This window comes from Nostoc sp. JL23, from assembly GCF_017115065.1.
Lineage (GTDB): Bacteria > Cyanobacteriota > Cyanobacteriia > Cyanobacteriales > Nostocaceae > Nostoc > Nostoc punctiforme_A.
On sequence record NZ_JABXKN010000111.1, the window covers coordinates 15,633 to 40,825 of the forward strand.

Sequence of the window (25,193 nt, forward strand, 5' to 3'; positions counted from 1 at the left end):
CCAAAAGTCTTGAAAAATCGACCTATTAGCTAGATAGCGGTGCTTATTTTAATAAGTAATATTAAACGAAAAGGCTCCGCTATTTTTTAATTTGTCCAGAAATGACAAACTCTCTACTATGACTTAATAGTATATTCACTTAATTGCTATCCATTATTTAATACTATTAAATAATGGATGTGGGCTTAGATTAAAACAGGATAGAGCCACTACAGCCAGTGGCAAAGTTATAAAATTAAGAAGTATTAAATGAATTTGAGGATATTATGGCTGCAAAGGTAGAAATTTACACTTGGAGGACTTGCCCGTTTTGTATCCGTGCCAAAAGTTTGTTGAAAAACAAGGGTGTTGAATTTATCGAATACAGTATTGATGGAGATGAAGCAGCCAGAAATAAAATGGCTCAAAGGGCAAATGGACGGCGCTCTTTACCGCAAATTTTCATCAACGACGACCATGTAGGTGGTTGTGATGATATCCACGCTTTAGACAGTCAAGGCAAGCTGGATGAGTTACTAACTTCTAGCAATAGCTTATAGGTTCAGAAGGTATTGCGCTAGCAGCGACAAGCCACTGCAAATTACACGGTAGTCGCCACAACTCTAGAAAACCAAAGCGCTAGCTCTTGTCTAGGGGCTTTTTCCCACAAAACCGATAACTGTCCACAAGACTTTACCCTCCAGTTCTACTCAGCAGTACAGATGTACGTCAATTGCTAAGATCGTCAAGGGATAATAATTGAATAACCATTTAATTTCTTGGTGATTGAGGTATAAAGGGTGAAACTGGCTTTTATCATTGATTCCATCCATCTACTTGACCCGTGTCATGATACCAGTGTTGCCCTAATCGAAGCAGCTCAAATTCTGGGACATGAAGTTTGGGTGACTCAGGCAAATCTGCTGAGTGTGGTGGAGGGCAAAGCTTGGGCTGTCCTACAGCGAGTCGAACTTGTACCAGTGCAGTTGATGGAGGGACGCTGGGTAGCAGTAAATTCTTGGTATAAGTTGAGCGATTCCTTCTTAACTTCTTTAGAGACAATGGACGCCGTATTTATGCGGACAGATCCACCTGTCAATGATTCCTACCTATATGCTACCTACATTCTCGATTACATTGACCAAAATAAAACCCTGGTGATTAACAGTCCCAGTGGCATCCGAGGGGCAAATGAAAAAATGTACGCCCTCCAGTTTACTAAAGCGATTCCAGAAACGATTGTCAGTGCTGATAAGCAATTTATCCGGCAATTTGTGGAAGCAAAGGGGGCTGGGGTTCTCAAACCACTGGGTAATAAAGCTGGCGAAGGAATTTTGTTTTTGCAATCAGGCGATCGCAATTTTAACTCTATTGTTGAACTCAGTACTCTCCAAGGTAAAGTGCCAGTAATGGTACAAACCTATTTACCGGAGGCAAAAGAAGGAGATAAACGAATCATCTTGCTCAATGGTGAACCAATTGGTGCCCTCAATCGCCTCTCTAGTGGAACTGATTTTCGCAATAATATGGCAACTGGTGGTACAGTCGCTCAAACCGAAATTACCCCAAGAGAGTATGAAATTTGTACCCAACTAGCCGAACGCTTACGCCAAGACGGCTTAATTTTTGTGGGTATTGACGTTATCGGTGGCTACCTAACTGAAGTTAACGTCACTAGTCCTACCGGCATTCGTGAGATTGACCGCCTAGATGGTACTCGCCTTGGTCATCAGGTTATTCAATGGATTGAACAGACACTAAAAATTCAAAAATAATTTACATTTATTTTTTTGTTTGATGTCCTATTCTCCAGCAAACAGACTTCTTTTGCACACTTGCGTAGGCTCGTTCCCTAAGCTACTTGTTTTAAGTAAATATATTTACTTATACGGAATATAAGTTTAGTGGATCGCGAGGGGTAGATGCATTCATTTCTATGATTGGCTGTGACGCTAGTGACGCTCGATGACTCGCTCTAAGCGTTCGCGTAGCGTCTCCCTTTGGGAGAAGACTCGCTAACACTGTGCTATCGGTGATGCATCCATAGTTGGGCAGGCATTCCTATTGTTTTGTTCTGAAAGCATAGCTGGACATGCAAGCCAGTAGACTCCTGCCCAAATTAATTCTATAAAGTAGCGTTGACAAGTTTTTTTACCAATTGGCAAAATTGGTATGGCAAAAGATTGCTTATTCCTGCCCTTGGTAAAACCCGGCTGGAAGTAGCAGATTTTATACAGCGTTTAGTCTGACCTGAGACTGCTAAGTTAATCTAAAATCCCAAATTTAAAATCTTTTAATTCCTTGGTGTACGTCGGTTTCTCAGAAAATCAGGTATATCTAATCCAGGTTTTTCTTTTGGTTCTGGAATTGGAGTTGGAGTTGGAGCTGAACTTGGAGTCGAGGTTGAGGGATTAACAGTGGGTTGCTGTGTTGTTGGACGCTTTGAAGTATTAGGTGCTACTCGAACGTTAGCCACGCTTTGTTGTACCGCAGCTTGCACTTCACCTGTAAATCCGGTGGCAATTACAGTAATTCTTACCTCACCTTGGAGCCTGTCATCAATTACAGCCCCAAAAATAATATTGGCGTTGGGATCGACTACCTCATAAATTGCTTCTGCGGCTGCATTTACTTCATGCAAAGTCAGGTCAGTACCACCTGTAATATTAAATACAACTCCTCTAGCGCCTTCAATAGAACACTCTAGTAATGGTGAAGAAATAGCCGCGATCGCAGCTTCTCTAGCTCTGGATTTTCCAGAGCTAACGCCTATTCCCATCAAAGCCGAACCTGCATCTGCCATCACAGCTCGAACATCAGCAAAGTCAACGTTTACCAAACCGGGGATCGTGATGATATCAGAAATACCTTGCACCCCTTGACGCAACACATCATCTGCATAGCGAAAAGCTTCTTGCACAGGTGTTTGTTCGGGGATCACTTCCAGCAGTTTGTTGTTGGGGATAATGATCAGTGTATCTACTCTACTTTTTAGTCCTTCAATACCTTGTTCCGCTTGACTGGTGCGGCGGCGTCCCTCAAAAACAAATGGACGTGTGACTACACCAACAGTTAGAGCGCCCATTTCTTTGGCCACTTCTGCCACGATTGGTGCTGCACCTGTCCCAGTACCACCCCCCATACCAGCAGTGATAAATACTAAATCTGCACCCTCTAAAGCCGTAGCAATTTCGTCCCGTGATTCCTCAGCTGCCTTTTGACCGATAGCAGGATTACCACCTGCTCCTAAACCCCGTGTTAGCTTCTGCCCAATTTGTAATCGACTTGGAGCGCCAGCTAAGGTAAGAGCTTGGGCATCAGTGTTAATTGACCAAAACTCTACCCCAGATACATCAGACTCGATCATGCGGTTAACAGCATTGCCACCGCCACCACCGACACCAATCACTTTGATGTTGGCGACCCGACCAGGAACAATCTCGCCAATTCGGCTATTTTCCGGAGAAATTTTCTTATTATCGTGATTTTGCCCGAAGTTCAGCCCAGAGTTGTTATTAAAGGGATTGGTCGAGTTAACTGCCAGAGAGAACCCTGGCTGTCCCGTAGATTGGGAATTTTTATAGTTAAGTCCTTGGTTATTATCAAGTGTCATTGGATTTGTGAAAGGGTAGATAAACGACTTTTTCAGGTGTTATTCACCTAATAGTCAACTTTAGTTTGACAATGCCACAATACTGTGGCGTTGTTCTTTATTGTTTTCACTACTGCCAAGCCTAACAGAATTGGCAGTGCGAAAATTTGCTATGGGATAAGCTTTTAACACAGCCGATCGCACAGCCAATTCTAGAGAAGTATACCTATATTTATCTAAAACTGACCTGTATAACTTCAACCAGACATTAATCTCTTCATTATTCTCAGCAGAGGGTATAACTTGTAAAGACACACTACAGCGTATCTTCTCTGCCTCAATAATAATATTGTTAATAGATTTCACCATTGGGGATGATTGCAACTTTAGACACAAAATTTACCTTCTACTTACTTATTCTTAAGGTTAAACTAAGCAAGAATTTACTTGTCAGACTATAGCTGATTAATTTGTTGTTTGGGTGGTCTCAATGGACACTTTATTGGAGCAATAGTCTATCCTACAAGAACACTCACTAGTGCGGTCAACAAATCAAGATTTCCTAAGAAGTTCGTCACCTAATAGGAATTACGGCACAGATTAGTCCAAACTTATTGCCCAGAAACAATGCTTACGCAACTTTGGGCGGTATCGTTACAGATTGAAACTTCGGTAAACTGTCTTTGGAAGTGTCCTCACACAAACCAAAGTCAGAGCCTTTTGCCTCTGCACTGGGATGGCGGCGTAAACCGTTCTCATCAGTACCCTCTGCTCACGAGTCTGAATCTGAATGAAAAGCTCAAGCAACTTTCTCTTTTTTGTACTGGGTTTAGTCAAAGAATATATGGACACAAGGCGTTTTACACGCCATAGACCATCATTAGATTGTCTGACATCTTGCACCCTACTATTAGATGTTAGGGTAACAATTGAGGGTCTGTTACTCCCAATGGAGATTTTATGATTGATCTTCTCATTTTAATTAGAAGTTAATGCCGATTTTCGGGCGATTTGCTGGAAAACTGAAAATAATAAATATATTTATCAGCATAAAGCTTCTTAATTTACTAAGAGCTATCAAAATAATAAACATACTAAATGTTTTTAGGGATTTTGGGAGTTAAGTTTTGGTCTTTTTGGTTCATTTGTACTAATGGAGATTCGGGATTTTTCAGATCAATATACTCTATTTGACCGGAATTGAATTTTGTTGCTAAATGGCGCATTTGGGCGAGTACCTTAATTTGTTCAGACAACTGGGGGCCTGGAACACCGAGATGCACATTTCCTAGTTCTGTTTTCAAAATTAAATTTGTTGGATTTTGGCAATCAATTTCCATGACTTTCACGAGACTTTGGCTGACAGCTTCATGAATTTGAGGCCAGTAGAGGCAGTATTGATTTGGCGAACCAATTACTCTGAGATTGGGTAGTTTCCTAGTGGGATTCAGTGATGTGTATTTTTCTAAAGGCATCCAGGCCCCACTTGCATCTAGCAAACCGATAGTTACTTTTTTGTTACTACGTGTTTGAGTTACTGCTACAGGTACTCGTTCTTGGATTTCAATGATTAATCCAGGAGGAAACAGGCGCCGTCTGACGATCGCTTGAGCAATAGTTGGTTGTTTCTTCAAAGAGTTAGCGATCGCTGACGGTTCAATCCGCCACAAAGACTGAGGGTAAGACAGCACCAACAATGACTGAGTTGTTTGATCCGACAGCAATTTATTCCCTGATTTCATCACTATTTGTTTGGGAGCCTTTAGCATCCACACCGGTTGGACTGCCACCCAGAACAATCCACCTGCCAAACCAGTAATGGCAAAGGTTCGCCAAATAGCTTGAATAATTCTCATCTGCCGCTGCCGACGCAATTTCTGACGACGCTGGGCTATATGCGTGCGGGAAACTGATATTATGCCAGCCATTCACACCCCTTTTTGATTGCAATCTAAATTCCTTGACAAGCTCGTATCATTATTAATTTCAGTAAACACTGTTGGCATCTTTTAGCCGCTCTCCTCAAGACTTTTTTTATTTTTAGTAACACTTTACAGTAACTGCACAATGATTATGGCGCTAGTAATTAGTCCTATTAAAGTTTCCGGTGTCCATTTTTAACTGACTGTAGTCTTTTTGACAAGTTATTTTTGAAGATTTTTCCTTAAAGATTACAAAATATTAATTGAGATGTGTAGGATTTTGCTTTCTTGACAAATAGAATGTGAAATGATACACAAGTATTCCTGGATCTCTGTATACCTTGCTATAATTCATACTAGTCACACCCATCAGCTATCTAAACTGAGAACCATGAAAATTTGTAGCTTTTTTTACTTAATTCCTCAGCCATATAATTTTGTGGCAGGTCGAACAGAAGGAAGAGATTGTCAAAACCTCAATGACAGGTGTAAAAAGGACAAATATGCTTAAGACCTGACAGGTCGAACGGTACCAATAAAAGATGAAATCCTTGCCAGGTATGGGTATAGAGGGTAGGGTGTAGGTTCGAAAAAAATCAAGAAAAGTAAAAATAAGGGCGAACATAAACAAATTTCTTTGCTACATAACGCTGGCGCGAACGTCACTATACCCCACACCCTACACCCCACACCCCAAAGCTTTGTAGATAATGGGTTTGCATTATCTTAGTGCCATTCACTATTAGGGTCAATTAAATCTCTACCATACTACTGACAGTAATCTGGCAACAAGCGCTGTCTTTTGCAAGACACTACTACCTTGTGAGTCAATCCTGTATCTACATCCTAGATAGGGATTTATTGTATAAAAAATCCAAACTAAGCTGCATCTACATAAACCTCTACATACATGAAAACGACATTAAATTTGTCACGTTTTTATAAAGCATGTAACCCTAGCTACACGCTAAATATAAGTAACGTACTAGATCGGCAGTATTACATAGATTTTGCTGATGTACGTGGTTGCAAGATTGTCGAAGAATTGCAACGAACTATCATTCGGATTTCTCCTGATGAGCCAACCTGTCAGTTATTTACGGGTCATATCGGCTGCGGTAAGTCAACGGAATTGCAGCGCCTTAAGACAGAACTAGAATTGGCAGGATTTCATGTGGTTTATTTTGAGTCTAGTCAAGACTTAGATATGGCGGATATTGATATCAGCGATATTTTGCTGAGTGTAGCCCGTCAAGTCAGTGCCAGTTTAGAAAGTATTAGCATCAAACTCAAACCTGGTTACTTTACTAATTTGTTTAAAGAAGTAGGCGATTTTTTGCAAAGCCCCATAGAGCTTTCTGGACAAGCAGAGTTGTCCTTGGGTATTGCCAAAATTACCGCCAAAACCAAAGATAGCACCCAGATGCGGAATCAACTAAGACAATATCTGGAACCGCGAACCAATAGTATTTTGCAAGCGATTAACGAAGAGATTTTAGAAAAGGCTGTTGAACAGCTAAAGCTCAGGGGTCAAAAAGGACTGGTAGTGATTGTAGATAATTTGGATCGAGTGGATATGCGTCCCTTAGCATCCGGGCGATCGCAACCAGAATATCTCTTCATTGACCGAGGCGAACAGTTACGGCGACTTAAATGCCACCTAGTTTACACAATTCCCTTAACGTTAATTTTCTCCAATGAGTATGAGACACTGAAAAATCGTCTGGGGGGAGGGATTGCACCAAAAGTACTGCCGATGGTATTAGTCCGGCAAAGAGATGGCAGTGACTACGAACCAGGAATGTCACTAGTACGCCAGTTAGTTCTAGCTAGAGCTTTTCCAGAAGTTCCTTTGAATAGCAGACTTTTATTAATTACAGAATTATTCGATCACTCCCAAACCTTGGATCGTCTATGCCGCGTTAGTGGTGGTCACATTCGTAACTTATTGGGCTTACTTTATAGCTGCCTGCAACGACAAGATCCGCCTTTTTCTAGAGATTGCTTAGAAGCCGTGATTAAGGACTACCGCGACGATCTGCTATTAGCTATTGATGAGTCCCAGTGGGAATTATTGTTTGAAGTAGTACAGCAGCAGAGAGTTAAAGGTGAGTCTGACTATCAGAGCTTACTAAGAAGCATGTATCTGTTTGAATATCGCGATCCTACGGGGCGCTGGTTTGGCATAAGTCCAGCCTTGGCTGAAACGGAAAAAGTTTTAGCTTGGCAACAAAACAAGTAACAGTCAATTGTCATTTGTCATTGGTCATTAGTTCACTAACAAATGACCAATGCCCTATATCCAATACCTAATGTCCAGCCCCATATCCAATGACTAATGACAAACAGCTACGCGTCTACACCAAAGAAAATCAACATACTTTGCAAAGATTGATTAGAGCGGTCGCACTTTCCGAAGGTCAATTTGCTCTGATTTTGGTTCGATGCAACTATGGGCGATTACGTGAGCAAATGTTAGAGAATATTCGCTCGATCGCTAAAGAAATTAATATCAGAGAAATCGTTCTCAATCCATCGACTACTTCTTTACACAGTACAATAATCTCAGAACTATCTTTAGACAATCCTGCCGTCCTTACAGACACTTTACCGTCTGCTGTAATGATTTTCGGTATTGAGTCAACTACCGACCTGGAAAACTTACTTACAGGTATCAACCAAGCACGAGATATCTATGCTGCCACTTTTCCATTTCCAGTGGTGTTGTGGCTACAGGATGAAGTAGCATCATTGCTTTCAAAATTAGCACCTGATTTCAAAAGCTGGGCTGCAACCACGATTAAATTTGAAATGGCCAAAGCAGATTTAATTGCTTTGATCTCTCAAGAGGAAGAATCTCTATTTGCCAAAGTTTTAGAAGCAGGTGCTGAAACGTTTTTATCTAATGCCTTCCTAGATTTAGATCCTAAGTCGCAACACCGCCACGAAATAGAATCAGCCCGTAATGATTTACTACGCCTGTATGGCGTTAAATTAACACCAGGATTAGAAGCTAGTTTAGAGTTTGTATTGGGGCGAGATAAATACGCCAACGATCAAATTAATGGTGCTTTAGCCAATTATCAAAGAAGCCTAGCATTATGGCAGCAGGAAGCGAGGAGAGTAGCAGAGTGGGAGAGTAATTCTTCTTTGCCTCTCTCATGTCCTCAACCTATACCCTCCTCATCTTTACTCAAGCAAGCAATAGTACTATTCCACCTGGGGCTTTGTTATCACCGAATGGCTGACTTATACCAAAATACTAGTAGCTATTGCGAACATGCTCTGTCGTGGTTTAAACAATGCTTGGAGCTATTGGAGGAGGTACAAAGAGAAGACTTAGTTGCTAAATTCATTTTGCCTGCTTGTGAAATGCTGCAACGCTTACAAGCCTGGGATGACTTAAAAGAATTAGCTCAAAAGTCATTACATCTACATAAAACTTATGGAACTCCCGCACAAGTTGCTCAAAATTATGGTTTTTTGGCAAATGTGGCAGCTTCAGAATCGAATTGGGTACTGGCTCATGAATTAGCAAATACAGCACTTTCTATCTCCGAAGAAGTAACACAGGTTTCTCTGCGAGACGCTTTGCGAAGACGACAACAAGAAAGTTGGTATCTTCTCTTGCTAGCACGCACACAACGGCATTTGGGTGAGTGCGAGGAAGCTATCAATAACTTGGAATGGGCGAGGGTAGTTTGTGAGCTACAACATCAGCCATTACTTTACTTAGAGATTTTAGAGGAACTGCGATCGCTTTACTTTTTTGAATGTCATAACTATACAGAAGCCTTTAAGCTGAAGCAAGAAAAAATTAAAATAGAACATCAGTATGGCTTTCGTGCCTTTATCGGAGCAAGTCAATTACAGCCACAACGCCCCAGAATTAACCCAGTACTAGAACCTCACAAAATACCGTTTATTCCTGAAGAAATTGCTCAAGAAATATCTGCTTCTGGACGGCAACAAGATGTCAATCGCTTAATTGAAAGAATTGCCCGTGCTGACTACAAACTCACAGTTATTTATGGACCATCAGGTGTCGGTAAAAGTTCAATTCTCAAAGCTGGTTTAGTCCCAGCACTCAAGGGAAAAGTTATCGGTGAACGCATTCCTATACCGATTGTTTTGTCTGTTTATACTGATTGGATAACAATCTTGAGCAACAGTATTAACCAAGCACTAGCATACACAGGAATATCGGTTAATATTGACTCTACACCCACCATAATACTAGAAAGAATTCGCCTAGCATGTGAGCGCAATTATACAATAGTTATCATATTAGACCAGTTTGAAGAATTTTTCTTTGTTAGTAATCCTCCTACACAAAGAATAGAATTTTATAAATTTTTTAGTGAATGCTTAAATATTTCTTATGTAAAAATTATTCTCTCATTACGAGAAGATTATTTACATCATTTATTAGAGTTTGAACGTTTGAGCCAAAAAAATAGTACTGGCTTATATGATTTAGGAGTAATTAATAAAAATATTCTTGATAAGGACATTCGCTACTATTTAGGGAAATTCTCTAGCCGAGATGCCAAAGCCATAATTCACAGTCTTACTCAACGTTCACATTATGAACTAAGTGAGGAATTAATTAACCGATTAGTTCAGGATTTGACAGGAGAACTAGATGAAGTACATCCAATTGAATTACAAATAGTCGGCGCTCAACTACAAATAGAAAACATTACGACCCTGGCAGAATATAAGCTTTGTGGTGGCTCGGCCAAATTGGTGGAACGCTGGTTGGGGGAAGTTATCAAAGACTGCGGTCAGGAGAACGAAGAGTTAAGTTGGAAATTATTATTTGAGTTAACAGATGAAAAGGGGACGCGACCTTTAAAAACTAAAGCTGATTTAGCGGCTGCATTAGTGAATAATTATGATATAGATACGATATCAAGCTTTGACAAAGTTGGAGAACTGATCTTAGAAATATTGGTGGGTTCAGGCTTGGTATTGCGAGTCAGAGAAGAGTTAGGCGATCGCTACCAGTTGGTTCACGATTATTTAGTTGAACCAATTCGTCAAAAGAACAACTATGGTATGCTCGCCGAATTAGAAAAAATCAAACTTGAAAAAACTAGAGCGGAAGCAGCCCAACAACTTAGTCAAAAGCAACTAAATTTGGTATTGCAACGACGACTGCGGGAAGCACGGATAGCAGGTGCAATCCTAGCAATTATGGGGGGAACAATAGCAGCGTTATGGTGGCAAGCCGACTTACAAAAAAGAGCAGCAGTCCGCCAAACTCTACGAGCTGAACGCAGTGAAACCAACTTGAATATTGGTGTCATCACTGCTGCTAGCGAAGCTCTGTTTGCATCTAATAAAGAATTTGATGCCCTATTGGAAAGTTTGCGGGCTTGGAGAGGACTTAAACAAGCAGATGGAGTTGAACCAGATACCCGAATGCGGGTGGTAACAGCCTTGCAACAGGCAGTTTATGGGGTAACGGAGGTTAACCGTTTGGAAGGGCACACTGATATTGTCTGGGGAGTAACTTTCAGCCCAGATGGTCAGTTGATAGCATCAGGTAGCCGAGATCAGACGGTAAAACTTTGGCATCCTGACGGTACTTTACTCCAAACCCTCAAAGGTCACACTGATGCTGTTACCTGTGTAAGTTTCAGCCCAGATGGTCAAACCCTAGCCTCTGCCAGCCTCGACAAAACAGTGAAAATCTGGCACAAAAGCTCGGTTACAGGTGAATTTGACCCCAACTCATATAGAACTCTCAAAGGACATAAAGATTGGGTTTACAGCGTTAACTTTAGTCCTGATGGCGAGTTGTTAGCTACTGGTAGTAAGGATAAAACCGTAAAACTCTGGCGCAAAGACGGTAGCTTAGTAAAAATACTGAGAGGACATCGGGGGTGGGTTAACTGGGTAAACTTCAGTCCTGATGGTCAATTTATCGCCTCAGCTAGCGACGACAAAACAGTGAAAATCTGGCGGCGGGACGGTAGCCTTGTTACAACTTTGCAGGGACATAAACAAGGCGTGATTGTGTCTATTTTTAGCCCAGACAGTAAATTCCTAGCATCAGCAGGTCGAGATAAGACAGTGAAACTTTGGCGGCGGGAGAGTAGTAACACTAAAGACGGTTTTGACTTTTTTCCTTACAAAACTTTACGGCAGCATAACGGTACGGTGTGGAGTTTGAGCTTTAGTTCGGATAGTAAAAAGTTTGCTTCCGCAGGCGAAGACAATACCATAAACCTCTGGAGTATCACTGGTAATTTACTCAAAACCTTCAAAGGACACAGTGATGCTGTCGTTAGCATCGCTTTTAGTCCAAAAAACAAATTGCTAGCTTCAGGAAGTTTCGACAAAAGCGTGAAACTATGGAGTTTAGATGCTCCAAGACCGTCTATTCTTCAAGGGCATCGGGATCGAGTTTTGAGCGTTGCTTGGAGTCCCGATGGTCAGATGCTAGCTTCTGGTAGTAGCGATCGCACTGTTAAACTTTGGCAACGGTATACCAGTAATGGCGAGGTCAAAACCCGACTTTACAAAACTTTGGTGGGACACACAAATAAAGTTCCTAGTGTCAGTTTTGACCCAAAAGGTGAAATGTTGGCTTCAGGAAGTTATGACAAAACAGTGAAACTTTGGCAGCTTGACGGTACTTTAATCATGACTCTCCACGGACATAGCGATAGTGTCATGAGCGTCAATTTCAGCCCTGATGGTCAGTTTTTAGCATCAGCTAGCAAAGATAAAACAGTGAAACTTTGGAACCGTGAGGGCAAGTTGCTCAAAACCTTAGTGGGACATCAGGGTTGGGTGAATAGCGTCAATTTCAGCCCTGATGGTCATGTTTTAGCCTCTGCCAGTGACGATCAAACAGTGAAACTTTGGCGGCGGGATGGTACTTTGCTCAAAACTTTCTCGCCTCATGATAGCTGGGTATTGGGTGTCAGCTTTAGTCCTACTGACGAATTGCTGGCTTCTGCTAGCTGGGATAACACCGTGAAACTGTGGCGACGGGATGGGACGTTATTAAAAACTTTATTAAAAGGGTACAGTGATAGCGTCAATGCCGTGACTTTCAGCCCAAATGGTGAATTACTAGCCGCCGCCAGTTGGGACAGTACAGTGAAACTCTGGAGCCGTGATGGTAAATTAATTAAAAGTCTCAATGGGCATCGCGCTCCGGTATTAAGTGTGAGTTTTAGCCCAGATGGTCAAACACTAGCATCAGCTAGTGATGACAACACGATAATTCTGTGGAATTTACATCTTGATGATCTGCTTGTTCGTGGTTGCAATTGGGTGGGTGATTACCTTAAGCACAACCACAATCTTGAGGAGCGCGATCGCCTTCTTTGTGATGGGATAACCCGTACAAATCCTTTTTAATTAAGAATTATAAATTAGGTTGAAGCCTCAATGAGCAACCGCTCTTGGTTTAGCGGTTGATGAGGCGACCAGAGTTATTAATTCAGAGCTAGAAATAAATTTCGAGCTAATCAGCCAAAGGAGCGATCGCTCTCCAAAAGTTCATGGCTATTTTCTTCGGGAGCCTCTTGTGGCAAATTCGCTAAAAAGGCTTGTAGCCTCATACGCTCAATATAGGGCCAGCCTCCCTCAGACTCAATATCTTTCAGCAGTGAGTAAAGTTGGCGACGGTTAACAGGCAAACTCTCTTGAAAAACCCCATCCCGGATCTCTCGGTGTAACTGCTCTAATTGCCGCAGCAAAGCCAAAAGAGCTACAGTATCGCCTTCACAAGCTGTAGCGGCATCATACACTACAGTTGCGATCGCTTGCAGTTTACCAGACAACTTCTCTGATTCAATATTTTTGTGATCCTTCATGCCACCTTTTCCGTATAAATGAGGTCAACTCAAATTTACCGGAGATTTTTAATTTTCCCTAGTTTGTCAGTTGTCTCCCTGTTATCGCATCTCCTCACTTGCCCTAGTTAGAGGTGAATATAACTAGATTTGTATCTTTATCAAAAGCAATTGCGATCGCTCCAAAAAGAGCGTAGTAACCTTTAGCATAGGCTTTACAGAAGCTAGATGCGATCGGTACGAGACTTTCTTGGATTTTGAGAACTTTGATTTTGAGTTAAAAAAAATCGTATGATCTGGCTGATTTACCCATCTAACAATGGGCTGTATGTAGTGGCGTCACATACATGATACAAAAAGACTTGGGCGACGCCGCTTTTGCGATAAGCAAAAGCAAAGTGCGAAGCAGACACCACTGTTCGCATTTTTCAAGGCACAAGCATTTATGCTTCTCTGTGTGAGGCTTACTCATACACTCGCCCAACTCTAAACAAATGCCACCAACAGTAAAACTGCTGGTTTTTTGCTCCCCTAGTGACACACATCCAAAATGGATGCAGTGTGCTACTTAGTCTGGAATTTACACCCCAAGCTCAAGAGAGCGATACGTTTAACTACGTTTAGCAGAGAAAAGTTTGAGCAGCGTCTGATAACTAGACACCCGAACACTTGCTTCAACTCTCTTAATCAGAGCAAAGCCGTGTCCGAACAAAGGTAGCTTTTCGCAGAGTAGCGGCTTCTCATCAGAGATCAAAGCTTCGATGCAGTTTTACAACTTAGATATTAATTTTTGAGATTGAGGTTGACCATGAGGTATCGCGCTTTAATTGTTGCATTCTTGGCTTTGTGCCTGGGGCTAATAACCGCTTGTAGTGATGCTCCTGCTAGCAGTAGTGGTAGAGATGTACTCACTTACGATCAAATTCGCGGCACTGGCTTGGCGAACAAATGCCCCCAACTAGCAGAAACAAGCCGTGGTTCCCTTCCCATTGATTCTAGCCAGTCTTATACCATCAAAGAACTTTGCTTGGAACCAACTAGCTTCTTCATTAAAGAAGAACCTGCTAATAAACGGCAAGAAGCAGAATTTGTTGCTGGCAAATTGTTGACCAGATACACTTCCACTATTGACCAGGTGCAAGGTAATCTGAAAGTCAACGCAGATAATAGCCTGACTTTTACAGAAACTGATGGTCTTGACTTCCAAGCCATCACTGTGCAACTTCCTGGTGGTGAACGAGTACCTTTCCTCTTCACTATCAAAAATTTGGTTGCTCAAAGCCAACCCAGCTTGACCAGTATTAACACCTCTACGGACTTTGAAGGCAGCTTTAAAGTTCCTTCCTATCGTGGTGCTGCCTTCCTAGATCCCAAAGGTCGTGGTGTCGTCAGTGGCTATGATAATGCCGTAGCTCTCCCTGCCCAAGCAGATGATGAAGAACTTACCCGCACTAATGTCAAGCGTGCTGAAAATCTCAATGGCAAGATTTCTCTGCAAATCGCCAAAATAGACAGTTCTAGCGGTGAAATTGCTGGCACTTTCGAGAGCGAACAGCCATCTGATACAGATTTAGGTGCTGGCGAACCTAAAGAAGTCAAGATTCGTGGTCTATTTTATGCACGGGTTGAATCGGCTCGTGGCTAAATCCTCGAAAGTAAGGCAACTGACTGGCACTCAAAACGACAATTCTGTAAGTATCAGACTTGATCGCAAAAGTTAAACTATCCACCCTCTTTAAAAAAGAGGGTGGATAGATTTTTTACAAAAATGGCGAAAAGTTAAATCTGAGTAAAATTGGGGTCAAAATAGCTCTGGTAATCGGGAAAATTTTTATCCCTCAGTCTTATGGATCACTTGATTCATCCCTTTAACCTTTTCCCTTTCATTAAAACACTATAGACTTAAGTGCAAAAAAGGGTGAGACGCCCTTTTTTTATTGCCTTGCGTAAATATACATAAGATTTTTTAAAATATTAGTAATTTTTAACTATTGGATAAATCTCAGTTTAATGAGTACGTAATTTTACTGTAAATCCAACTTTTGCTTATCAAACAAAAGCTCGACTACTATTGTTTCGTTTATCTAAATTAACTTCATAATTAATTAATTCAAGTTAAGTACAATCTCGGTTTGATATTTAGTGATTAATTTTATATTTTATTTCTATGTGGTTCTAAAAAAGCTACAGGCCATACCAAAGATAAATAACCAACTAAATAACGATTTCGCCCATTTAAATTTTGCTCGATTGTCAAGTAGCTTATGGAATTTTGATAGAAACTCTTTATTATCTACCATAGTATTTGCTAGGAAATATATCGCCATATTTCATTTGATATTGTGCGATCGCAGCTGAATTTAAAAAGCTAATAATTGATTCTTTATTTGCTCAATAAACCCGGTGCTATGCCTACCACAGTCACCAATGAACTAAAGCACGAAATTTGGCAGTTGTTGCGAGAATATCAGCAATCTCCGTCAGAAAATATCCGCAATCAACTGGTAAAACTCAATTTTGGACTTGTGAGAAAAGAAGCTCACTATTGGACAAATCAATGTCATGAAACCTATGATGATTTGCTCCAGGTTGGATGTTTGGGTTTAATCAGAGCTATTGAAAGATTTGAAATTTCCAAGGGACATGCCTTCAGTTCCTACGCTCTTCCCTATATTCGGGGTGAAATTCAACACTATCTCCGAGATAAAGGTGTCACCGTGCGAATTCCTCGGAGATGGTTAGCGCTCCAACAGCAAGCTATAGGAGTATCACGTTCTTGGCGTGAAAAACACAATCGTCAACCAACTGACTCGGAATTAGCAGCAGCACTGGAAATTTCTCCAAACGAATGGCAAGAAATTAAATTAGCATGGGTCAATCGCGCTCCCTTGAGTCTTGATGTGCCAATCCAAGATGGAGAAGAAGGTTCTACCTGCTTGGGAGAATTGGTTCCAGATCCTCACTATCGCAGTTTTCAACTGGCACAAGAAGACCAACTTCGCTTACAACAAGCGTTGGTTCAGCTAGAAAAACGCACCCGCGATGTGTTGGAATGTGTGTTTTTGCAAGATTTGACCCAAAAACAAGTTGCAGAACATCTGGGCATCAGTGTAGTAACAGTTTCCCGTCGAGTCAAGAAAGGACTAGATTTGATGAAAGAGCTTATGGGTGTGGCAGAAGATTGACTGCAAACAAATAACAAACCGCAGTTATACTGCGTGTGTAGTGCTAAAAATAACCCTTGAAATGTAAAAAATTAGGTTATAAAGGGAACATACTTTGCCTTTTATCCAAATTTTAGGCATGTTGATTTCCACTTTTCAATTTTCCAATGGCTTTTGAGAAAGGCTCATGGGCATAACTTCAAAAATTACAATTGCAGCTATTCTAGCTTTGGCGATCGCCGGATGTGCTTCTGAAGATACACAACAAGCCATCAATCCTGTGCCAATTCCCAAAATAGCAAAACAGTCGCCACCAGCGGCTCAATCCTTTAAGAATCCAGTGATACCGGCCAAACAGGTATCACAAGTTAATCTTGCATCTGTTAACTTGATTCAATCCACTAATGCTACAGAGCGGACACGGGAACTTGTGGTATCAAAAGATCGAAGCGATCCTTTTGCACAACTTTTTGGGCAGACTGTTCCCGGAATGTCTAAAACATCTGGAAGACCAGTTCCCGTGGTTCCTAAGCTACCTACTGCATCACTAGCAGTACGAAAACTTCCAACACGCAGCATCGCTTTAAATCCAAAGAAAAACAACGTTTCTTCTCTACCAAAAAATTCTCTACCAAAAAAAGTCAATCCTACCTTGACTTCAGTGTTGCCTAAAGTTTTGCCTCAAGTTGTCCCTAACCCCACTTTAGTCTCTGTATTGCCACCGCCAGCACAGCCTGAGTTAGCAATGGCAGTGGTTGTGACTGGTGTAGTGCTAATTAGTAAAGAACCACAGGCAATTATCAAAGTACCCGATGAGCCGACAAGTAGGTATGTACAGGCGGGACAGCGATTAGCAAATGGCGTACTGATTAAACGTATTGAAATGAATCAGGGCTACAACCCCATCGTGATTTTGGAACAATATGGTATTGAAGTTGCCAAAATGGTAGGGGAAGGGACTGTCAAATCAACGTCGTCAGCGGCATCTGCTAGCGGCAATGCTATTTCAGTGACAACGCCCCCCCAAAATACCTTTAATGTGGGAGCTTCATAAAGATGGAGACTAAGGAAAAAGTTGAATTCGCTGGTTTGCCTTTAGCTGTTTATAGAGAAATAGCAGCTCATTTACGTCAAGTCGAAGGGGTGGAAGTGGATTTAATTCCCCAGTCATCCCAACAGTTTGATTACAATCAAAGTCAAATTGCTGGCTTGAGCCTTTTGTGGACACCAAACTCTAGCTTAGAAAATCGGCAACGAGTTAACCAGATTTTGGCTTACTATCAAAATCGCTATATGAATCCTATTTGATTTTTTGATTTGTGAGAATTGCAACCCGCAGAACCCCGATTTATTAAAGAAGTCGGGGTTCTTGTTGTTCACGAATCATTCTGAAGTTCATTCCACAGAGCAGCGATGTCTCCGACGGCCTACGCCTACGCAGTAAGCATGATTTAACATAGGTTCATAAAGAATACTGTCTAACGACCTCACAACACGCAGCAACGTGAGGATTTCAAAAAGCAACGTTATGATAATTAATGCATTAATCGAGCTTGGGTCTAATAATAAATAAGTTGGCACAAATAAACCTCCAGAGTACGGAGATGATTAATTGCCTCTGTACAGCAGTCAAAAACCATTGCCCTTGACTGTATATTTAGGTGCTACGTCCAAGCAAAATCAGCCGTTGTACAAATTTCCATAAGGATAATTCAAGTGACTAGGACTAATTCAGACTTTCTTTCTTCCAGCGATCCGGCGATCGCAGGGTTAATCAACGACGAACTACAGCGTCAGCGAGATCACTTGGAGTTGATTGCTAGTGAAAACTTTACGTCTGCTGCTGTACTGGCGGCTCAAGGTTCGGTACTGACAAATAAATATGCTGAGGGTTTACCTGGCAAACGCTACTATGGCGGTTGTGAGTTTATCGACAAAATCGAGCAACTAGCGATCAATCGCGCTAAACAGATATTTGGGGCTACTCATGCGAATGTGCAACCCCATTCTGGCGCACAAGCCAATTTTGCTGTGTTCCTATCACTCCTAGAACCAGGGGACAAAATTATGGGAATGGATTTGTCTCATGGTGGACATCTTACCCACGGTTCCCCTGTCAATTTCTCAGGTAAGTGGTTCCAAGTTAGCCACTACGGTGTCAGTCAAGAAACAGAACAACTTGACTACGATCAAATTCGCGAGCTGGCGCTGAGGGAGCGTCCTAAGCTCTTGATTTGTGGTTATTCGGCTTATCCCCGTGTAATTGACTTTGAAAAGTTCCGTAGTATTGCTGATGAAATCGGCGCTTACTTACTTGCCGATATTGCTCACATTGCTGGTTTAGTTGCCACTGGTCTTCATCCCGATCCCATTCCTCACTGTCACGTAGTAACAACAACTACCCATAAGACTCTACGCGGCCCTAGAGGTGGTTTAATCTTGACTAACGACGCAGAACTAGGTAAAAAGCTAGATAAATCTGTTTTTCCTGGCAGCCAAGGCGGGCCATTAGAACACGTTATTGCTGGTAAAGCAGTAGCTTTTGGAGAAGCCCTCAAGCCTGAATTTAAAACTTATTCTGCCCAAGTGATTGAAAATGCTCGTGCCTTGGCCGAACAATTGCAAAATCGTGGTTTAAAGTTAGTATCTAACGGCACTGATAATCATTTAATCTTGGTAGATTTACGCTCTGTAAGTCTAACTGGAAAGCAGGCAGATCAGCTAGTCAGTACTGTGAATATTACTGCTAACAAAAATACTATTCCCTTTGATCCGCAATCACCATTTGTTACCAGTGGTCTGAGGTTAGGTTCGCCAGCAATGACCACACGGGGCTTAGGAGTAGTAGAATTTACTGAGATTGCCAATATTATTAGCGATCGCTTACTTTCTCCAGATTCCGACGTAGTAACCCAAGATTGTCGTCAACGGGTAGCGGCATTGTGCGATCGCTTCCCCTTATATCCTCACCTGGAAATTCCTGTACCAGCATTAGCCTGACATTATAGTTAGGAGTTAAGAGTGATGAGTTTTAAGTTTTTAACTTCTAACTCCTAACTCCTAACTCCTAACTGCTCACTTCTTACTATTCCTTCCAATGAGTGCAGAAATTATTTGTGTTGGTACTGAATTGCTGTTGGGAGATATCCTCAACGGCAATGCTCAATTTTTGGCGCAACAATTAGCGCAGCTAGGAATTCCCCATTACTATCAAACAGTGGTTGGGGACAATCCAGAACGGTTGAAGCAAGTTATAGAAATTGCTATTTCCAGAGCGCAAATTCTTATTTTCACTGGTGGACTCGGCCCCACACCAGATGATCTCACCTGCGAAACCATCGCCGATTTTTTTAAAGTCCCGTTGGTAGAAAACCCAGAAATCATCGAAGATATAACCCAGAAATTCGCCCAACGAGGTCAGGTTATGTCACCAAGTAACCGCAAACAGGCTTTGATTCCCCAAGGTGCAGAAATTCTCCCCAACCCCACAGGAACAGCACCCGGTATCGTTTGGCAACCCCGTCCTGAAATCACGATTTTTACCTTTCCCGGTGTTCCCAGTGAAATGTACCCAATGTGGGAAGAAACAGCCGTCCCCTTTCTCAAAAGTCAAGGTTGGGGTAAAGAAATTATTTACAGCCGAAGTTTAAAGTTTTGGGGTATTGGTGAATCTGCTTTGGCGGAAAAGGTTGCTTCTTATTTGAAGTTACCAAATCCCACAGTAGCCCCTTATGCAGGTAAAGGGGAAGTAAGATTGCGAGTTTCTGCTAAAGCCACTTCAGAAGCAGCCGCAGAAGAACTAATTGTGCCCATTGAGAAACAACTTAAAGAAATTGCCGGACTGGATTTTTACGGCGTTAATAATGATACTCTTGCTTCCGTTGTCGGTGAGTTATTGCGGACATCAAAAGAAACGCTTTCAGTGGCAGAATCTTGTACTGGTGGCAGTTTAGGGCAAATGTTGACCGAAATTTCTGGGAGTTCTGATTACTTTTGGGGTGGAGTAATTTCTTATGACAATTCGGTAAAGGTTAAGCTGCTGGAGGTTAACCAGGAAGATTTAGATAAATTTGGGGCGGTAAGTGCGATCGTTGCAGAGCAAATGGCTGTTGGAGTCAAAACCCGCCTTGCAACAACTTGGGGATTGAGTATTACTGGTATTGCTGGCCCCACTGGAGGGACAGATACAAAGCCAGTGGGTTTAGTTTACGTTGGTTTAGCTGGGCCAAAGGATGAAGTGACAAGTTTTGAATATCAGTTTGGTAAAGTACGAGGTCGAGCTTTAATTCGTCATGTTAGTGCGAATGCAGCATTGGATAATCTACGACGGAAGTTGTTGACGAGGTAAGAGGTCTATTACGTTTGTCATACAAGTTGTATGACAATCGAACCTATGAAAAACTGATGTTATTTAAAAAAACTCAATTACGAATTACGAATTACGAATTATCCAAGTATGAGCAAAACTCCCATCCTTTAACCAAATCACTCATACACTTTTAGAAGCTATTTTGAGATGTCATTCGAGCCAGAAGATATACTGGCTGAATTTTGCTATTCTTTAAAACGTTCTTCTCTCAATCAACAATTCTCAAGAGGCAAATTTACAAGGGGCTGTTTTTACAGGAGATATTTGGCAATTTGGTCTATTGAATCGAGAACATAGACAAATAACTCATTGTTAATCGTTTCTAACACCTTAGCTTCTTCTGGCGTAATTACTCCATCGAGATGAGCAATTTTTTGGCATTGCGCTAATAAGTTCTAGAATATTTAGCTGTATCATATTTAGTACTGGTGAGAATCTTAGCAATAACTTAGTTCAATTATTCCCACTTACTAGAACAAAAGTAACATTTAACACAGTGACCTTCTAATCATCAGTTATCCAACTCCTACCTATCAGCACAATTAATCACGGGATCGCTTGCTGTATTCTTCACGATTTGTTACAAAAGTACAAAGAACTTCTAGAGACCCAAAACCACATGTTCGGCGGACTTACTGGTTTACAAGATCCTAAAGGCACAGATTGGGGAGAGCGGATGCTCAACACGGTCGCCAGCCAAACGATTCGCCACCTGTTTACCCAAAGCGAGTCAGTAGAAGTCTTTGTGCGCTGCTACCCCTCCAGCAAGCTCTTGCAAGGCAGCATTGATAGCTTCAAAATGAGCGGTCGTGGCTTGGTGATTCGGAAAGATTTCGCGGTTGAGGAGATGTCGTTTGAAACTGATGCGGTAGCCATTGACTTCGGCTCGGTTTTAAGTGGCAAACTTAGCCTTAAGCAGCCCACTCAAGCGATCGCTCAAGTCATATTATCAGAAGCAGGCATAAACCAAGCCTTTAATGCAGAACTGGTGAAAAAGCGCCTGCTTAACCTCACCGTACCATCACTGACAGAATTATCTGGCGGTGAACCAGTCTCCTTTACGGATGTTCAGATACAGCTATTGCCAGAAAATCGCTTACAGCTTGTAGCAAAAGCAGATTTAAACAATGGCGAACTCGTACCCCTAAGCATGATTTTAACTATAGGTATTGAAAGGCGGCGGCGAGTTTCCTTCAAAGATCCGAAAATTCAACTTGACCAAGTGCCAGAAGCACAACGGGAAATCTCGCAAACCTTGAGCGTAGCGCTGGTAGAAATTTTAGATAATATGGTCGATTTGGATCGTTTTGACCTTGATGGAGTGAAAATGCGCCTCAACCGATTAGAAACTGAAGGTCAAAAAATTATTTTCAGTGGATATGCTGAAATTGAACGTATTCCGCATAGCGCTTAATATGATAGTTTCACGCAAAGAAGGCAAGTAAAATTTTTTAATGTAAGTTCGTCTAACCTCTCCTTACCTTGAACTAAAGTCCAAGTCTGTCCCTTTCCGAGTAGGCAAGGGACAATTTTGCTTAGTCAAGATTTAGCTAATCAGACGGACACTATTATGAATAATACCAATTTGAAAAATGATTGCGACAGATGGAAAACTAAAACACTTATCCAATAGATGTTTCACAATCTAAAATCTAAAATCCAAAATGGTATAAACAGTCGAATTCAGGTTTTTTTAGCATTTTTGTGCGAAGTTCTAAAACAAAATTAGATACCGCCTAGATAGTTCTAGGCGGTATTGTAAATCTTTCAGTTTTTAAAAGAGTTGGAGTTAGGAATTATGGATTATAAATTGCAAGCAATTCTTATCCATTATTGATTGCTCATCACTTTTTATCTTCCCACACCTACATATTGGAATCCTGCACGTATCAGTGTTTCAGGGTCAAGGAAGTTACGACCATCGATGATAACGGGGTGAGCCATTAGTTTCGCCATCTTCACATAGTCCAGAGTGCTGAACTGCTGCCATTCGGTGACGAGTACTAAAGCATCGCAGCCGTCAGCTAATCTTTCGGCATCGGTTTCTACTAACACGCCAGAAAGACCATGACGCATACCTGTTTGGGAAATAATAGGATCGTAAGCTTTAACTTTGGCTCCTAGTCTGTTTAGTTGCTCGATTAAAATTAGGGCTGGAGCATCGCGCAAGTCGTCGGTATCTGGCTTGAAGGTCAGTCCGAGTAGTCCGACTGTTTTACCTTTGAGAATTTTCAGAACTTGTTGTAGTTTCTCCAGAGCAATCAAGCGTTGGCGTTCGTTGACACTGACAGCAGCTTTCATTAGCTGGGCTTCATAGCCATAATCATCAGCAGTGTGAATCAAAGCCGAAACATCTTTGGGAAAACAAGAACCACCCCAACCAATACCAGCTTGTAAAAACTTGTTACCAATGCGGGAGTCTAGACCAATGCCTTTGGCTACTTGAGTGACATCAGCACCGACGCGATCGCAAATATTAGCAACTTCGTTAATAAAACTAATCTTAGTGGCTAAAAAGGCATTAGCGGCGTATTTAATCATCTCCGCGGAACTCAAGTCTGTTGCCAAAATTGGCACAGGGGGTAAAGATTGATCGTCAGCGTACTTGCGTTCTACAATTGGGGCATACAGCTGTTGCATTAAGGCTACTGCTCTTTGGCTATTGCCTCCTAATACAATGCGATCGGGGTTAAAGGTGTCGTGAACTGCCGAACCTTCGCGCAAAAACTCTGGATTGCTGACTACATCAAACTCGGCTACAAATTCAGGTAATTTCTCATCACTCGGCACTCCACCTGCGGGTATCAGTGTTTTCTGACGCTCTGCAACACCATCTAGAACAAGCATCCGCACCCAGTCACCAGAGCCAATGGGTACTGTAGATTTATTCACTATGACTTTATAACCACCGTTGAGATTTTCCCCAATCCCACGGGCTACAGCTTCGACGTAACGAGTATCACTTTCACCAGTAGGTAAAGGTGGTGTTCCCACAGCAATAAACAGAATTTCTCCGTGGGAAACTCCAGCCGCAAGATCGCTAGTAAAATGAATCTTCCCTGTTTGAATAGCAGACTGCATAATTTCTGAGAGTCCCGGCTCAAAAATTGGAGACTGCCCAGACTTCATTAACTTAACTTTTTCTTCGTTGTTGTCTACGCAAATTACATCATGCCCAATATGAGCCAAGCAAGCGCCTGTAACTAAACCAACGTAACCAGTACCAATCACGCAAACACGCATTTATTTAACTCCTCACTATATTTGGGCTTAATCTTCAAAAAGAAGTTCTCAATTTTACACTTACACATTTGGGAAAACTCAGCAACTAAATATACTAGCTACCGATGGGATTAGCCTGTATGAAAATTTAGAGTGACGCTAGACGTAACTCAGGTGGTTGAATTATTGACATCGCTTTGAATGCGATCACGAAAATCTTCTATTGTTAGTTTTAAACCTTCTTGCAGAGGAATGGTAGGTTCCCAATTTAACCAAGTTTTTGCCTTTGTGATATCAGGCTGGCGACGTCGGGGATCGTCAGAAGGTAGTGCCTCGAACTTAATCTGCGCATCTGGATTGATCATATTTTGCACAGTTTGTGCCAATTGTAAAATTGTGTATTCACCAGGATTGCCCAGGTTCATTGGGCCAATGTAGTCGCTATTCATTAGGCGGATGAATCCTTCTACCAAATCGGAAACGTAGCAGAAACTACGAGTTTGTGAACCATCACCGTACACGGTTAAAGGATTACCCTGCAACGCTTGAACTATAAAGTTACTCACCACCCGACCATCATTTTCTAACATTCTCGGCCCGTAGGTGTTGAATATCCGCACAACTCGAATATCAACTTTATTTTGCCTGTAGTAATCAAATGCTAGAGTCTCAGCAATTCTTTTACCTTCGTCATAGCATGAACGTATTCCGATGGGATTGACGCTACCTCTATACTCTTCAGTTTGGGGATGAACTTCTGGATCTCCGTATACTTCACTAGTGGAAGCTAAGAAAAACCTTGCTTTCACACGTTTAGCTAGCCCCAACATATTCAGGGTTCCCATCACGTTAGTTTTAACAGTTTTAACTGGGTTGTACTGGTAATGTACTGGTGAAGCAGGACAAGCTAAATGATAAATTTGATCGACTTCTAACCGAATTGGTTCGGTAATATCGTGACGGATCAATTCAAAGTACGGATGGCCTAACCATTTCAAAATGTTGCGTTTATGACCAGTGTAAAAATTATCCAAGCATATTATTTCATGCCCAGCAGCCATTAGTCGGTCGATGAGATGGGAACCAATAAACCCAGCACCGCCCGTCACCAAAATTCTCATAGTTTCC

General features: G+C 41.7%; 17 protein-coding genes. 11 read left to right on the forward strand and 6 right to left on the reverse strand.

The window, feature by feature from the left end; translation table 11 throughout:
- The first annotated feature begins 266 nt into the window (after positions 1–266).
- Together grxC and gshB are read left to right on the forward strand one after the other, a co-directional pair.
- Positions 267–539 (forward strand): glutaredoxin 3, encoded by a 273-nt coding sequence (gene grxC / locus HWQ42_RS22650; RefSeq protein WP_292816314.1) that lies wholly within the window; start codon positions 267–269, stop codon positions 537–539.
- 240 nt (positions 540–779) lie between these two features.
- Positions 780–1,754 carry a glutathione synthase gene (gene gshB, locus HWQ42_RS22655; protein ID WP_292816316.1) on the forward strand — a complete coding sequence of 325 codons (975 nt, stop codon included), beginning with the start codon at positions 780–782 and terminating at the stop codon, positions 1,752–1,754.
- A gap of 518 nt (positions 1,755–2,272) precedes the next feature.
- Here the strand turns inward: gshB and ftsZ are convergent.
- From ftsZ to HWQ42_RS22670, 3 genes are all read right to left on the reverse strand, one after another.
- Positions 2,273–3,592 (reverse strand): cell division protein FtsZ, encoded by a 1,320-nt coding sequence (ftsZ, locus tag HWQ42_RS22660; protein ID WP_292816318.1) that lies wholly within the window; start codon positions 3,590–3,592, stop codon positions 2,273–2,275.
- A 60-nt stretch (positions 3,593–3,652) separates the two neighbouring features.
- Positions 3,653–3,940 carry a hypothetical protein gene (locus HWQ42_RS22665; RefSeq protein WP_292729970.1) on the reverse strand — a complete coding sequence of 96 codons (288 nt, stop codon included), beginning with the start codon at positions 3,938–3,940 and terminating at the stop codon, positions 3,653–3,655.
- 725 nt (positions 3,941–4,665) lie between these two features.
- Positions 4,666–5,499 carry an FtsQ-type POTRA domain-containing protein gene (locus tag HWQ42_RS22670; RefSeq protein WP_292816320.1) on the reverse strand — a complete coding sequence of 278 codons (834 nt, stop codon included), beginning with the start codon at positions 5,497–5,499 and terminating at the stop codon, positions 4,666–4,668.
- A 904-nt stretch (positions 5,500–6,403) separates the two neighbouring features.
- Between HWQ42_RS22670 and HWQ42_RS22675 the strand changes: the two genes are divergently transcribed.
- The gene (locus HWQ42_RS22675; protein WP_292816322.1) at positions 6,404–7,735 is read left to right on the forward strand and encodes a P-loop NTPase fold protein; all 1,332 of its coding nucleotides are present in this window, start codon (positions 6,404–6,406) and stop codon (positions 7,733–7,735) included.
- A gap of 89 nt (positions 7,736–7,824) precedes the next feature.
- Positions 7,825–12,873 carry a hypothetical protein gene (locus HWQ42_RS22680; RefSeq protein WP_292816323.1) on the forward strand — a complete coding sequence of 1,683 codons (5,049 nt, stop codon included), beginning with the start codon at positions 7,825–7,827 and terminating at the stop codon, positions 12,871–12,873.
- A gap of 110 nt (positions 12,874–12,983) precedes the next feature.
- On the opposite strand, the gene HWQ42_RS22685 is transcribed toward HWQ42_RS22680, so the two are convergent.
- Complete coding sequence (locus HWQ42_RS22685) at positions 12,984–13,331, reverse strand: hypothetical protein (protein ID WP_292729982.1); 348 nt, start codon at positions 13,329–13,331, stop codon at positions 12,984–12,986.
- A gap of 787 nt (positions 13,332–14,118) precedes the next feature.
- Here HWQ42_RS22685 and HWQ42_RS22690 point away from each other — a divergent pair.
- The 7 genes from HWQ42_RS22690 to HWQ42_RS22720 all read left to right on the forward strand — a co-directional run bounded on the left by HWQ42_RS22690 (position 14,119) and on the right by HWQ42_RS22720 (position 22,257).
- Complete coding sequence (locus tag HWQ42_RS22690; protein ID WP_292816325.1) at positions 14,119–14,955, forward strand: photosystem II manganese-stabilizing polypeptide; 837 nt, start codon at positions 14,119–14,121, stop codon at positions 14,953–14,955.
- Between the two features lie 763 nt (positions 14,956–15,718).
- Positions 15,719–16,495, forward strand: coding sequence for an RNA polymerase sigma factor SigF (locus HWQ42_RS22695; protein WP_292729987.1), 777 nt, complete (start codon positions 15,719–15,721; stop codon positions 16,493–16,495).
- Positions 16,496–16,661: 166 nt separating this feature from the next.
- On the forward strand, positions 16,662–17,528 hold the full coding sequence (locus HWQ42_RS22700) for a hypothetical protein (RefSeq protein ID WP_292816327.1): 867 nt from the start codon (positions 16,662–16,664) through the stop codon (positions 17,526–17,528).
- 2 nt (positions 17,529–17,530) lie between these two features.
- Positions 17,531–17,782, forward strand: coding sequence for a hypothetical protein (locus tag HWQ42_RS22705; RefSeq protein WP_292816329.1), 252 nt, complete (start codon positions 17,531–17,533; stop codon positions 17,780–17,782).
- 408 nt (positions 17,783–18,190) lie between these two features.
- On the forward strand, positions 18,191–19,474 hold the full coding sequence (glyA, locus tag HWQ42_RS22710; RefSeq protein WP_292816331.1) for a serine hydroxymethyltransferase: 1,284 nt from the start codon (positions 18,191–18,193) through the stop codon (positions 19,472–19,474).
- Positions 19,475–19,571: 97 nt separating this feature from the next.
- The gene (locus HWQ42_RS22715; protein ID WP_292816333.1) at positions 19,572–20,822 is read left to right on the forward strand and encodes a competence/damage-inducible protein A; all 1,251 of its coding nucleotides are present in this window, start codon (positions 19,572–19,574) and stop codon (positions 20,820–20,822) included.
- A 640-nt stretch (positions 20,823–21,462) separates the two neighbouring features.
- The gene (locus HWQ42_RS22720) at positions 21,463–22,257 is read left to right on the forward strand and encodes a DUF2993 domain-containing protein (RefSeq protein WP_292816335.1); all 795 of its coding nucleotides are present in this window, start codon (positions 21,463–21,465) and stop codon (positions 22,255–22,257) included.
- Between the two features lie 437 nt (positions 22,258–22,694).
- On the opposite strand, the gene HWQ42_RS22725 is transcribed toward HWQ42_RS22720, so the two are convergent.
- Positions 22,695–24,086 carry a UDP-glucose/GDP-mannose dehydrogenase family protein gene (locus HWQ42_RS22725; RefSeq protein ID WP_292816337.1) on the reverse strand — a complete coding sequence of 464 codons (1,392 nt, stop codon included), beginning with the start codon at positions 24,084–24,086 and terminating at the stop codon, positions 22,695–22,697.
- 149 nt (positions 24,087–24,235) lie between these two features.
- Positions 24,236–25,186, reverse strand: coding sequence for a UDP-glucuronic acid decarboxylase family protein (locus HWQ42_RS22730; protein ID WP_099099803.1), 951 nt, complete (start codon positions 25,184–25,186; stop codon positions 24,236–24,238).
- Positions 25,187–25,193: the final 7 nt, after the last annotated feature.

Excerpts from the sequence above, each read along its gene's own strand:
- HWQ42_RS22715 (WP_292816333.1), top strand. The coding sequence starts at position 19,572 with ATGAGTGCAGAAATTATTTGTGTTGGTACTGAATTGCTGTTGGGAGAT.
- HWQ42_RS22725 (WP_292816337.1), bottom strand. The coding sequence starts at position 24,086 with ATGCGTGTTTGCGTGATTGGTACTGGTTACGTTGGTTTAGTTACAGGC.
- HWQ42_RS22700 (WP_292816327.1), top strand. The coding sequence starts at position 16,662 with ATGGGCATAACTTCAAAAATTACAATTGCAGCTATTCTAGCTTTGGCG.
- HWQ42_RS22685 (WP_292729982.1), bottom strand. The coding sequence starts at position 13,331 with ATGAAGGATCACAAAAATATTGAATCAGAGAAGTTGTCTGGTAAACTG.
- HWQ42_RS22705 (WP_292816329.1), top strand. The coding sequence starts at position 17,531 with ATGGAGACTAAGGAAAAAGTTGAATTCGCTGGTTTGCCTTTAGCTGTT.
- HWQ42_RS22665 (WP_292729970.1), bottom strand. The coding sequence starts at position 3,940 with ATGGTGAAATCTATTAACAATATTATTATTGAGGCAGAGAAGATACGC.
- HWQ42_RS22680 (WP_292816323.1), top strand. The coding sequence starts at position 7,825 with ATGACTAATGACAAACAGCTACGCGTCTACACCAAAGAAAATCAACAT.
- grxC (WP_292816314.1), top strand. The coding sequence starts at position 267 with ATGGCTGCAAAGGTAGAAATTTACACTTGGAGGACTTGCCCGTTTTGT.
- HWQ42_RS22730 (WP_099099803.1), bottom strand. The coding sequence starts at position 25,186 with ATGAGAATTTTGGTGACGGGCGGTGCTGGGTTTATTGGTTCCCATCTC.
- HWQ42_RS22675 (WP_292816322.1), top strand. The coding sequence starts at position 6,404 with ATGAAAACGACATTAAATTTGTCACGTTTTTATAAAGCATGTAACCCT.
- HWQ42_RS22695 (WP_292729987.1), top strand. The coding sequence starts at position 15,719 with ATGCCTACCACAGTCACCAATGAACTAAAGCACGAAATTTGGCAGTTG.
- HWQ42_RS22670 (WP_292816320.1), bottom strand. The coding sequence starts at position 5,499 with ATGGCTGGCATAATATCAGTTTCCCGCACGCATATAGCCCAGCGTCGT.
- ftsZ (WP_292816318.1), bottom strand. The coding sequence starts at position 3,592 with ATGACACTTGATAATAACCAAGGACTTAACTATAAAAATTCCCAATCT.
- HWQ42_RS22720 (WP_292816335.1), top strand. The coding sequence starts at position 21,463 with ATGTTCGGCGGACTTACTGGTTTACAAGATCCTAAAGGCACAGATTGG.
- HWQ42_RS22690 (WP_292816325.1), top strand. The coding sequence starts at position 14,119 with ATGAGGTATCGCGCTTTAATTGTTGCATTCTTGGCTTTGTGCCTGGGG.